This is a genomic window from Paracoccus sp. 08 (assembly GCF_024105395.1).
GTDB classification, from domain to species: domain Bacteria; phylum Pseudomonadota; class Alphaproteobacteria; order Rhodobacterales; family Rhodobacteraceae; genus Paracoccus; species Paracoccus marcusii.
Genome location: NZ_WEKR01000006.1, coordinates 50,484 through 62,327 on the forward strand (window position 1 = coordinate 50,484; position 11,844 = coordinate 62,327).

Sequence of the window (11,844 nt, forward strand, 5' to 3'; positions counted from 1 at the left end):
GTTGCACCATACCCCGTCCGCCGCACCCGCGGGCATCGTCCATCTGGGCCTTGGCGCGTTCTTTCGCGCGCATGGCGCCATCTATGTCGAACAGGCCATGGCGGCCTCTGGCGGCGACTGGGGCATCATCGGCGTTTCGTTGCAATCGCCCGGCACGCGCGACCGGCTGGCCCCGCAGGGCTGGGCCTACACCGCGCTGCAGCTGGGACCGGAGGGAGAGACCGCGCAGGTCGTCACCGTGCTGCGCGACGTTCTGGTCGCGCCCGAAAACCCCCAGGCCGTGCTGGACGCGATGACCGCACCCGCGGTGCGGATCGTCAGCCTGACGGTCACAGAAAAGGGCTATTGCCATGAGCCTTCCACGGGGCGGCTGAACGCCGATCACCCCGACATCCGCCACGATCTGGACAATCCGCTGCCCAGATCGGCGCCGGGCTTTCTGATCCGGGCCCTGCAGGCGCGCCGCGCGGCGGGCATCCCGCCCTTTACCGTGCTGTGCTGCGACAACCTGCCGGAAAACGGCCATGTCGTGCGTGGCGTCGTGCTGGACCTGGCGCGACTGATCGACCCCGATCTGGCCGCCTGGATCGAGGCGCAAGGGGCCTTCCCCTCGACCATGGTCGACCGCATCGTTCCGGCCACCACGCCCGCCGATCTGGACCGGGTCGAGACCCTGACGGACCGGCGCGACGAGGCCCCGGTGATGCACGAACCCTTCCGCCAATGGGTTGTCGAGGACCGGTTCTGCAACGGCCGCCCGGACCTGGGCGCGGTCGGCGTGCAGCTGGTCGACGACGTGACGCCGTTCGAGCACATGAAGCTGCGGATGCTGAACGGCACCCATTCCAGCCTGGCCTATCTGGGCTATCTGGCCGGGCACCAGACCATCGCCGACACGATGGCCGACCCGGTGATGGCGCACTTCGTCGACCGTCTGTGGCGGTCCGAGATCATCCCGGCGCTGMCGCCGCCGCCGGGCACCGACCTTGCGGCCTATGCCGACGCGCTCGCGGCGCGCTATGCCAATCCGGCGATCCGTCACCGGACCTGGCAGATCGCCATGGACGGCAGCCAGAAACTGCCGCAGCGCATCCTTGGCACCATCGCCGAAGGCCGCGCCGCCGGGCGGCCCGTACCGGGGCTGACCTTGGCCGTGGCGGCCTGGATGCGCTATGCCTCGGGGCGCGACGATCCGGCGGCGACGGTAGACGGGTTCCTGGCCCTGTCGCAGGTCTTTCCCGCCGTGCTGCACGATGATGCGGGGTTCCGCGCGGACCTGACCGATGCGCTGACCCGGCTGGTGCGTGATGGCGCGCGGGTCGCCGCAAGTGGCTGAACCGCTGGTCCTGAATCCGTCGGACACCGTCGCCATCCTGACCGCGCGCGGCGTGGCGCCTGCTGGACACAAGATCGCCCGCGCGGACATCGCGCGGGGGGCGGCGGTGGTGAAGTACGGGCAGGTCATCGGCTATGCCACCTGCGACATCGTGGCGGGCGACCACGTTCACAGCCACAACCTGGCCTTTGGCGATCACGACCGCGACCAGACCCCCGGCGCCGGGCTTGCGGCCGCGCGGGCGGCTCTTGACCGGCATCGCGGGCGGGAATTGCAGTTTCAGGGCTATCACCGCGACGGCGGACAGGTCGGTACGCGCAACTTCGTGGCGCTGGTGGCGACGGTCAACTGTTCGGCGACGGTCATCCGCCGCGCCGCCGACGAATTGCAGGCCGAGGGCGCGCTGGCCGATTATCCGAATGTCGACGGGGTGGTGGCCTTTGCCCATGGATCGGGCTGCGGGATGGCCGACAGCGGACCGGGCTGGATCGCGCTGCAGCGGGTGCTGACCGGGCATGCCGGGCACCCGAACGTCGGGGCCGCGCTGTTCGTGGGTCTGGGCTGCGAGGTGATGCAGATCGCCCGCATGAAGCAGGAGCTGGGACAGGCCGCGCGCTTTCATGGGCTGACGATCCAGGACAACGGCGGCACCCGCGCGACCATCGACGCCATCAAGGCCCGCGTCCGCCAGATGCTGCCGCAGGTCAATGCGGTGACGCGCGCACCCGCCCCGGCATCGGCCCTGCGGATCGGGCTGCAATGCGGCGGGTCGGACGGATTTTCGGGCATCACGGCCAACCCCGCACTTGGGGTGGCCTGCGATATCCTGGCCGCGCAGGGCGCATCGGTCGTGCTGTCCGAGACGCCCGAGATCCACGGCGCGGAACGCCTGCTGCTGGACCGCGCCGCCGACCCCGCATTGGCCGACCGGCTGCTGGCCCGCCTGCGCTGGTGGGAGGGGTATGCCGCGATGAACGGTGCCTCGCTGGACAACAATCCCAGCCCCGGCAACAAGGCGGGCGGGCTGACGACGATCCTTGAGAAATCCCTGGGCGCGGTGGCCAAGGCGGGCGCCACGCCGCTGAACGCCGTGCTGGATTATGCCGAACCCATCACCGCGCCGGGCCTGAACTTCATGGACACGCCGGGTTACGACCCGGTCTCGGCCACGGGTCAGATCGCCGGGGGGGCGCAGCTGATCGTGTTCACCACCGGGCGCGGATCGGCCTTCGGGTCGAAACCCGCGCCCACCCTCAAGCTGGCGACGAACGATGCGCTGTTCGCCGCAATGCGGGATGACATGGATCTGAACTGCGGCGACGTGCTGTCCGGTGTCAGCCTTGACGACAAGGGCCGCCAGATCGTCGATCTGATCCTGCGCACCGCCTCGGGCCAGGTCACCCGCAGCGAGGCCCTGGGCCTGGGCGACCACGAGTTCCTGCCCTGGCAGATCGGCGCGGTGCTGTAGTCAGCGCCGCGCGGCCTCGACCGCCTGCCGGATCAACGCGCCCGGATGGCGGATCACCTGTCGCCCAAGCGCGTGCCCGGCCCGGATGGCACCGGCGCAATCGGCCCCCGTCAGCCGTGCCGCCAGATAGCCCGCATTGAAGCTGTCGCCCGCGGCGGTGCTGTCGACCGGGGTCTCGACGCTGAGATCGTCGATGTGGCCCGCACCATCGCGCCCGCCGAACCGGATCGGCCCACCGCCATTCTTGACCACCACCTGGCCCGCGCCCAGGGCCAGATAGCGGTCCAGCGTCGCCTGCGGATCGGCATCGCCGAACAGCGCGGCCTCGTCGTCGAAGCTGGGCAGGACCAGATCCGCGCGGCCGGCAGCGTCCTGCGTGACCGCACGCATGGTGTCCACGTCGGCCCACAGGCGCGGCCGCAGGTTGGTGTCGAAGACGACCGTGGTGCCGGCCTGCCGCGCCCGGTCCAGCGCCTGCAGCAGGCCGATGCGCCCCTGCGGGGGCAGGATCGCCAGCGTGATCCCCGACAGATAGGCCATTGCGCAGCCCTGCAGGGCCGCGTGCAGCAGGGTCGGGTCGTCGGCCAGCCGCCGCGCCGCGGACGTGTCGCGCCAGTAGGAGAAGCTGCGTTCCCCGTTCGTCAGGCTGATCGCATAGAGGCCGATCTCGGCATCGGGCTGACGGGTGACATGGGCGGTGCCCAGCCCTTCGGCCCGCAGGAACTCGACCATCCGGGTCGAAAAGTCGCCCGTGCCGACCCGCGTCAGATAGTCGACCTGCCAGGCGTCGTCCAACAGGCGGCGCAGATACCAGGCCGTGTTCAGCGTGTCGCCGGCAAAGCCCATCCGCCACAGGTCCGGATCGGGGGCACGCGACATCTCGACCATGGCCTCGCCGATGGACAGGATGCGGATAGGGTCGGCTTGCGGCATGCTTCGGGACCTTTCAGTCGGTGAAATAGTCGGGATGCGCCGCGGCCATCTGCGGCAGTTCGGTCAGCATCTGGCGCAGATGCGTGCGGATGGCATCTTCGGCGCCATCGGCGTCGCCGGCCTGCAGCGCGGTCAGTACGGCACGGTGCTGGGCGATGGTCTGGCTGCGGTCGAAGACGCGCATCGACAGGTGCCGCAGGCGGTTCATCTGGGCCTTGAGCCGTTCCAGATCCTGCCAGACGGCGCCCTGATCCGCCGCCAGGGCCATGGCCCGGTGGAACCGGTCGTCCGATTCGATGAACCCCGGCACGTCGCCTTCGACATCGCATCGTTCCTGCACGGCCAGTTCGGCGGCCATCGCGGTCAGGTCGGGGCGGGTGGCGGCCACATGGCGGGCCAGGTCGCTTTCCACCGCCTCGCGGATGAAGCGCGCCGACAGGACCGCCCGCATCGAGATGCGCCCGATATAGGTGCCCCGTTGGGGCAGCACCTCGGCCAAGCCATCGGCGGCAAGCCGGATGAAGGCCTCGCGCACGGGTTGGCGCGACAGGTTGACCTGGGCCGCGATCTCGGTCTCCGACAGGCGCGTGCCCGGCAGCAGGTCGCCGCGCAGGACGCAGCGGTACAACCAGTCATGGACCTGCTGGGCGGTCGTGGCAGTGCGGATCGGAATCATGTCAGGCCCTTTTCTGCAAATTTATACCATACTTCCATACCAGTAAAGGGCATCGGCCGGTCGATAGCATTTTAGGAAGGATTCGCTGCCAGATTGGCGCGGCGGGCGTCAAGATCAAGCGACACCGCAACCCCGACCAACCTTGTCGAAGGCAGTCCCATGAAGATCGCAGCCCTCTCCCTTTTGCTTGCGCTAGCAGGTCCGGCGTTGGCCGACGATCCGTTGCTGACCGTGGTCGGCCCGGACCGTACGCAGACCTATGACCAGGCGGCGCTTCAGGCGTTTGGGCCGGTCAGCTTTGCCACCTCGACCATCTGGACGGAGGGGCAGCCGGCCTTCACCGGGGTCCCGCTGCAGGCGATCCTGACCGATGCGGGCATCGATGAGGGCACGGTCTCGGCCGTGGCGATCAACGATTACGCGGTGCAGATTCCCGTGGACGAGGTGACGGCGGATTATCCCATCGTCGCGTTCCAGCAGGACGGGCAGGCGATGTCCGTGCGCGACAAGGGGCCGCTCTGGGTCATCTATCCCTATGACTCCGATCCTGCGCTGCAGTCCGAAGTGACCTATGCCCGCAGCATCTGGCAGCTGGTCCGGATCGAGGCCGTGAGGTGATCAACGCGGTGGGCACCGACCTGCATCCCCCGCGCATCGCGCGGGCGGTCAGGATGATGCCCGCCTTCTTCGGTTGCGTGATCCTGGCCCTGGGGCTGGTCGTCTGGCTGCTGCAGGTCGATGCGCGCCGTCAGATCGACGAGATGGGGACCGCCGCCACGGACAACACCCAATGGTTCCTGGCCCAGTCCGAGGTCGAGGTGCTGGCCCTGCAGCGTGCCGCGCTGCTGCTGGCCACGCCCGGTGCCGGCGCGGATCAGGCACGGGATCTGCGGCAGCGGTTCGACATCTTCTATTCGCGCATCCAGACGCTGCAGCAGGGGCGGACCTATGACCACCTGCGCGCGGAACCCGGCATCTCGACCGCGCTGATGGCGATCCAGTCCGGGCTGGACGCCGCCGTGCCGGTGATCGACGGCGATGACGCGGGACTAATCGCGGGGCTGCCCCGGATCATGCCCATCGTCGACGCCTCCGTGCCCCTGGTCAGGCAGGTGTCGCTGGAGGGGGTGCGGCTTTTCGCCGAAAAATCCGCGCTGCGCCGCGAAGGTGTGGCCCGCGCATTGACCACCCTGTCGCTGCTGGTCGTTCCGTTGTTCATGGTGCTGGCGGGCAGCGTCGTGGTCCTGGCCGCGATGGTGCGCAGCGCAGGCGAACGAAACCGCCGCATCGCCGCGGTCAGCAATCGCCTGAATTCGCTGTTCGAGGCGTCGATCGATGCAATTCTGGTGGCGCGCCCCGATGGGCGGATCCTGGGCTTCAACGCCGCAGCACAGCGCATCTACGGATATGACCGGGCCGAGGCCGTGGGCGCCGACGTCGTCGACCTGCTGACCCCGCACGACCGGCGTGCCAAGGTGCGCGAGGTTCTGGCCCGGGTCCGTGACGGCACCACCCGCCCGCGCGCCGGCGGGCCCGATATCATGCAGACCGCCGCCCGGCACAAGTCAGGCCGGATCATCCCCGTCGAACTGTCCATGTCGGTCGCCCGAGGAGAGGACGGACCGCTGGTGGTCGCCTTCGTGCGCGACGTGTCCCGACGCGCGGCCGAGGAGGCCGAACTGATCGAGGCCCGTGACCGCGCCGTCGCGGGCGAACAGGCCAAGACGCGCATGATCGCCGTGATGAGCCATGAGATGCGGACCCCCCTGAACGGCATTCTGGGCTTGCTGGACCTGCTGAGCCTGACCGAACTGGACGACCGCCAGCGCCAGTACGTCGCCGCGATGGAGCATTCCGGCCGCATGCTGCTGGGCCATGTCAACGATGTGCTGGACACCTCGCGGGCGCGCAGCGGTCAGTTGGTTCTGGCCCGGAACCCGGTCGACCTGCGCAGCTTGGTCGATTCGGCGATCCTGGGTCTGCAGACGCAGGCACAGGCGGCGGGCAACCAATTGATGGCGGTATATTCCGGCGACGATATGGCGCCGGTCCTGGGCGATGCGGCGCGGCTGGAACAGATCGTCGTGAACCTGGTCGGCAACGCCATCAAGTTCACCGAGAACGGACATATCACCGTGCTGGTCGATACGTCGGGGCCACCGGGACACGTCACGTTGCGCGTGACCGATACGGGTATTGGCATCCCCGCAGGCGATCTGGACAGGATCTTCGATGCGTTCGTCACGTTGGGTTCGACCTTCGACCGCAAGGTAGAGGGGACGGGACTTGGTCTCAGCATCGTCAAGGGCCTGGTCGATGCCATGGGCGGAAAGATCACGGTCTCAAGCCAGCCGGGCAGGGGGACCGCGTTCCGGATCATGCTGCCTCTGGAGCCTGCGCCCGTTGCGCCCGACACGGTGCCCCAGCAGGCGGTGGCCAGTCCGGACTGTCCCGGCCTCAGCATTCTGATGGTCGAGGACAATGCCATCAACCGTCTGGTCGCCCGCGAGATGCTGCGCCGCCAAGGATGCGAGGTGACCGAGGCCGAGGATGGCCTTGCCGGCGTCGCCGCCGCCCAACAGCGCCGGTTCGACCTGATCCTGATGGATATCAGCATGCCCCGCATGAACGGCATCGACGCGGCCCGGCGCATTCGCGCGGGTGACGGCCCCAACCGCGACTGCCCCATCGTGGCCCTGACGGCCCATGCCATGCCAGCGGATCTGGCAAGCTTTCGTCAGGCCGGGATGGACCGGTCGCTGGTCAAGCCGCTCAGCCGGGCGGCGCTCAATGCGCTGTTGCAGGCGGTGCGTCCCGCGGGTCCGTTGCCGCAGGCGTGATCGGCCGCGTGCCCCTGCATCTGTTGCAGAATCTCCGGGGTGGGCCGTCAACCTTGCGGCGGGGGCTTGGGGGAAGGCACGCGCGGGGCTATTGTCGCTGAAAAGGCCAATACAAGCACGAGGCAGCAGCATGTCCACGAATCGTCCCTTCGGCGACCGAAGAACCTTCCTTCAGGGTCTTGCGGCGACGGGCGTCCTGATCCCCGCCATGGCCTATGGCCAGGAAAACCCGGGACCGCAGCGCAACCAGTCGTCGTTCCGCGCGCGGCATTGGCAGGATTTCTATCCGTCCTTGGGCAAGGGGGTTCTGCTGGCCGACGTGACCTCGCGCGCGGTGCATTTCTGGTCGGGTGACGAAAGCGTGCATTTCGTCTTTCCCTGCGCGATCCCGATGACAGACGAACTGACCCGCCGCGGCCAGACCGAGATCGTGCGCAAGGTCGCCAACCCGCCCTGGACGCCCACCCCCAGCATGCGCGTCAAGGATCCGACCCTGCCGCAGCGGGTCGAGGGGGGCGCGCCCGAAAACCCGCTGGGTAAGTTCGGCCTGTACCTGGGCTGGCCGGCCTATCTGGTCCACGGCACCCATGACACGCGCAAGATCGGGCGGCGGTCGTCGTCGGGCTGCTATGGCTTGTATAACGAGCATGTCGAAAAGCTGTATGCGGTCGCAGAGATCGGCACACAGGTGACGGTGTTCTGATCGCCAGGGCGGGGCGCATGGCGCCCTGCCTTTCAACCGTGGTGGATCGCGATGGTTTTGGTGCGGGTGAAGCCGTACAGCGCCTCGAACCCCTTTTCGCGACCATGCCCCGACTTGCCAATGCCGCCGAAGGGCAGCTCGACTCCGCCCCCCGCGCCATAGTTGTTGATGAAGACCTGGCCGCAGTTCAGCCGGCCCGCCAGGCGCAGCTGTCGCGCCCCGTCGCGGGTCCAGATGCCGGCGACCAGCCCGTAATCGGTGCCGTTGGCGATGCGAAGGGCCTCTGCCTCATCGGCAAAGGGCATCATGACCTGCACCGGGCCAAAGATCTCCTGCTGGGCCAGGGTGTGATCGGGGGGTACGTCCGCAAACAGCGTGGGTCGCACGAAATGGCCGCCGGCCGCCGCGTCAGGATGCAGGCGCCCTTGCGCCGCCAAGGTCAGTTCGCGGGTGCCAAGATCGATGAAATCCTGCACCAGTCGCCTCTGGCGCGCCGACACCAGCGGACCCAGGTCGTGGCTGTCGGGCGCCGGTCCGGCCACAAGCCCGTTGAAGATGTCGGACATGCGGCGACGCACCTCGTCGTAGACACCGGCCTGCACCAGGACGCGCGACGCGGCCGAACAGGTCTGCCCGGCATTCTGCATGCAGGCCCCGACCAGAACCGGGATCGCCCGGTCCAGGTCAGCATCGTCAAAGACGATCTGGGGCGACTTGCCCCCCAGTTCCAGCGTTACGGGCACGGCGTTGGCCGCCGCCGCGCGCTGAATGCCGGCCCCGGTCCCTACCGAGCCGGTGAAGGACAGATGATGCACGCCCCGATGTGCGGACAGCGCCGCGCCCACCTCGGCCCCCAGGCCGGTCACGACGTTCAACGCGCCGGGGGGCAGACCCGCCTGATGGGCGATCTGCGCAAAGACCAGGGCCGAGAGCGACGCATCCTCGGCCGGCTTCAGCACCACGGCATTGCCCGCGGCAAGCGCCGCCGCGACGGCCCGGCCCAGGATCTGCATGGGATAGTTCCATGGGATGATGATCCCGCAGACGCCATGCGGCTCGCGCAACGTATAGGCGGTATAGCCCTGCTGATAGGGAATCGTGCTGCCCATCAGCTTGTCCGCCGCACCGCCGTAGAATTCCAGATAGCGGGCCAGGGCCACCGAATCGCGGCGCGACTGGTCCAGCGGCTTGCCTACGTCCAGCGTCTCGATCATCGCAAGATCCTCGGCCCGGTCCAGGACCAAGGCGGACATCCGCGTCAGGATGCGCCCGCGGTCGGTGGCGGTCAGCGCCCCCCAGGGGCCGTCCAGGGCGGCGCGGGCGGCGGCGATGGCGGCATCGACATCGGCCGGGGTGCCGCGACCGATCACCCCGATGGTATCGCCGGTCGACGGATCCTCGACCGGCAGGGTGCCGCCCCGGGGTCGGGTCCAGTGGCCATCCACGAAGATCAGGCTGGTGTCGATGCGGGTCAGATCGTCGATGATCATGCTGCAGTCCTGTGGTCGGTGGAAAAATTGCGTCCGGTCACCTTGTGGCCCGGACGGCCAGCGCCCAAGCTGGCCCCCCGGCAGGACAGGAGGAGACGATGGACAAGATGACGGTCGGCATGGTGGGCGTGGGTCTGATGGGCCACGGCATCGCGCGAAACATTGCGGCCAAGGGGTGGCCGCTGCTGTTTCTGGATCATCCCGGCAACCAGCCGGTCGGTGACCTGACGGCGCTTGGTGCGCGCCGCGTCGACAGGCTGGAGGCCTTGGCGGAATGCCGCGCGGTCATCCTGTGCCTGTCCGGCACCCCCCAGGTCGAGGATGTGCTGCTGGGCGCGGGCGGTCTGCTGGCCGCGATCCGTCCGGGCACCGTGATCGTCGACTGTTCGACCGCGATCCCGGCATCGACCCTGCGCCTGGCGGGGCTGACGCGCGAGGCGGGCGGGGAATTCATGGACGCGGCCATGACCCGCACCCCGAAGGAGGCTGAGGAAGGCCGCCTGAACCTGCTGGTGGGCGCGGACGGTGATCTGTTCAACCGCATGCGCCCCCTGCTGGGCACGTTCGCCGAGAACATCTTTCACGCGGGCGACGTCGGCGCGGGCCATACGCTGAAGCTGCTGCACAACTTCGTCTCGATCGGCTGTGCGACCCTGATCAGCGAGGCCGCGGCCTGTGCGCGGCAGGCGGGCATCCGTGACGCGACCTTTGTCGACGTGCTGTCCAAGGGCGGCGGGCACGGTGCCGCGCTGGACCGGATCGCGCCCTTCCTGCTGTCGGGGGACACGTCGGGAATGCGCTTTTCGGTCGGGAATGCGGCCAAGGACCTGTCCTATTACCGGCAGCTGTCGCGGGACGTGGGCGCCGCGCATGACGCGGCAGATGGCGTCGGAGCAGCCCTGGACGGGCTGGCCCAAGGCGGTTTCGCCGACAGCTATCTGTCGGAAGCCGCGGCCCTGTTTTCCCCGCAGGACAAGCCCTCGCACGACTAGCCCGTGACCACGGGCCAGGGGCGTGCGGGCGGGGCGATCCGTTCCCACGCCCGCGCGGCGCGCAGTACGCCCAGGTCGTCGAACCGGTGGCCCGCGATCTGCAACCCGATGGGCACGCCGTTCCGGTCATGGCCGCAGGGCACGCTGATCGCCGGTTGTTCGCCGATGTTGAAGGGGGCGGTAAAGCCGATATGCTGCATCGCGCGGGTCACGTCGTTGTCGGCGGGATAGGCCCAATCCGCCGGAAAGCTGACATTCGGAGAGATGGGCGACAGGATCAGGTCCAGATCAGCCATGGCCTGCGTGGTGCGACGACGGATCTCGACCGTGGCGCCATAGCTGCGCCAGACGTCCTCTCCGGACCGGCCCAGACCCGATTCTGCCCATTCCCGCACCAGCGGCAGGATCCGGGCCCGCTGTTCGGGCGATAGCGCCAGCACGTCCAGCCCGGCCCGCGTGCGCCAAAAATCATCCAGGCCCTGCAGCAGGTCGGGAGTCATCCACGGATCGATGGGCCGGATGATGGCACCAGCCTGTTCGAACAGGGCCGTCGCGGCGGTCACGGCGTCGCTGACCTGCGGGTCGACCGCCATGCCGCAGCCAGCGTCCATCAGCAGGCCGACGCGCAGCCCTTTCAGGTCGCGGTCCAGGTCCATCCAGTCGATCGTGGCGGGTGGCAGGGACATGTGGTCGCGCCCGTCGGGCTGGGACAGCACCGCCATGGCCATCGCGGCATCGGTGACGGTCCGCGTCATCGGTCCCGCCGCGCGCCCCATGAAGGGCGGGTCGATCGGCACGCGCCCCAGGCTGGGCTTCAGCCCCACCAGCCCGCACCATGCGGCGGGCAGCCGGATCGATCCGCCGATATCGGTCCCCAAGTGGATCGGCCCATAGCCCGCAGCCCCTGCCGCTCCCGCCCCCGCGCTGGAACCGCCGGGGTTCATGGCGGTGTTCCACGGATTGCGCGCCAGCCGGTGAAAGCTGGACAGGCCCGACGACAGCATCCCGAAATCGGGCATGGTCGTGCGTCCCAGAAAGACCGCCCCTGCCTCACGCATGCGGGCGGCGGGGGGCGCGTCCTCGGCGCGCGGTGTCATGTCGCTGACCGCGGTGCCAAGGGGCATGGGCACGCCGCGGGTGGCGATGTTCTCCTTGATGGTGATGGGCACGCCGTCCAGCGACACGCCGCCCACCGTCAACGGCGCGCCGCGGCGCCAGCGGTCCTCGGATGCGCGGGCGGCCTCCAGCGCCAGGTCGTGATCGACGGTCCACATCGCGTTCAGCACCGGCTCGCAGGCGTCGATGCGGTCCAGGACGGCGCGGGTCACCTCGACCGGGGACAGGCTGCGCTCGGCAAAGCCCGCGGTCATCGCGGCGGCGGTCAGGTCGGCAAATGCGGTCATGGG

Annotated in this window: 10 protein-coding genes; 6 read left to right on the plus strand and 4 right to left on the minus strand. The window is 68.9% G+C overall.

The annotated features are described in order from the left end of the window. Position 1 precedes the first annotated feature (1 nt). Positions 2-1,336 (plus strand): mannitol dehydrogenase family protein, encoded by a 1,335-nt coding sequence (locus GBO37_RS03300; RefSeq protein WP_371927465.1) that lies wholly within the window; start codon positions 2-4, stop codon positions 1,334-1,336. Beyond that, positions 1,329-2,804, plus strand: coding sequence for a UxaA family hydrolase (locus GBO37_RS03305; protein WP_252927212.1), 1,476 nt, complete (start codon positions 1,329-1,331; stop codon positions 2,802-2,804). Before GBO37_RS03300 ends, GBO37_RS03305 begins: the two co-directional genes overlap by 8 nt. On the opposite strand, the gene GBO37_RS03310 is transcribed toward GBO37_RS03305, so the two are convergent. Beyond that, positions 2,805-3,737: a sugar kinase gene (locus tag GBO37_RS03310; protein ID WP_252927214.1), complete on the minus strand. Its 933-nt coding sequence runs from the start codon at positions 3,735-3,737 to the stop codon at positions 2,805-2,807. A 13-nt stretch (positions 3,738-3,750) separates the two neighbouring features. Beyond that, complete coding sequence (locus GBO37_RS03315) at positions 3,751-4,413, minus strand: GntR family transcriptional regulator (RefSeq protein WP_252927216.1); 663 nt, start codon at positions 4,411-4,413, stop codon at positions 3,751-3,753. Positions 4,414-4,572: 159 nt separating this feature from the next. Here GBO37_RS03315 and GBO37_RS03320 point away from each other — a divergent pair, with 159 nt between their 5' ends. The 3 genes from GBO37_RS03320 (at position 4,573) to GBO37_RS03330 (ending at position 7,956) form a co-directional block, all read left to right on the plus strand. Beyond that, the gene (locus GBO37_RS03320) at positions 4,573-5,031 is read left to right on the plus strand and encodes a molybdopterin-dependent oxidoreductase (RefSeq protein ID WP_252927218.1); all 459 of its coding nucleotides are present in this window, start codon (positions 4,573-4,575) and stop codon (positions 5,029-5,031) included. Continuing rightward, positions 5,028-7,253, plus strand: coding sequence for an ATP-binding protein (locus GBO37_RS03325; protein WP_252927220.1), 2,226 nt, complete (start codon positions 5,028-5,030; stop codon positions 7,251-7,253). Before GBO37_RS03320 ends, GBO37_RS03325 begins: the two co-directional genes overlap by 4 nt. A gap of 130 nt (positions 7,254-7,383) precedes the next feature. After that, on the plus strand, positions 7,384-7,956 hold the full coding sequence (locus GBO37_RS03330; protein ID WP_045981684.1) for a L,D-transpeptidase: 573 nt from the start codon (positions 7,384-7,386) through the stop codon (positions 7,954-7,956). Between the two features lie 32 nt (positions 7,957-7,988). Here GBO37_RS03330 and GBO37_RS03335 read toward each other — a convergent pair whose 3' ends face one another. Beyond that, the gene (locus GBO37_RS03335) at positions 7,989-9,446 is read right to left on the minus strand and encodes an aldehyde dehydrogenase family protein (protein WP_252927222.1); all 1,458 of its coding nucleotides are present in this window, start codon (positions 9,444-9,446) and stop codon (positions 7,989-7,991) included. 44 nt (positions 9,447-9,490) lie between these two features. Between GBO37_RS03335 and GBO37_RS21550 the strand changes: the two genes are divergently transcribed. Next, the gene (locus GBO37_RS21550) at positions 9,491-10,438 is read left to right on the plus strand and encodes an NAD(P)-dependent oxidoreductase (RefSeq protein ID WP_280115161.1); all 948 of its coding nucleotides are present in this window, start codon (positions 9,491-9,493) and stop codon (positions 10,436-10,438) included. Here the strand turns inward: GBO37_RS21550 and GBO37_RS03345 are convergent. Continuing rightward, a complete protein-coding gene (locus GBO37_RS03345) occupies positions 10,435-11,841 on the minus strand; it encodes an amidase (RefSeq protein WP_252927224.1) in 1,407 nt (468 codons plus the stop codon). The genes GBO37_RS21550 and GBO37_RS03345 overlap by 4 nt on opposite strands. Between the last annotated feature and the right edge of the window lie 3 nt (positions 11,842-11,844).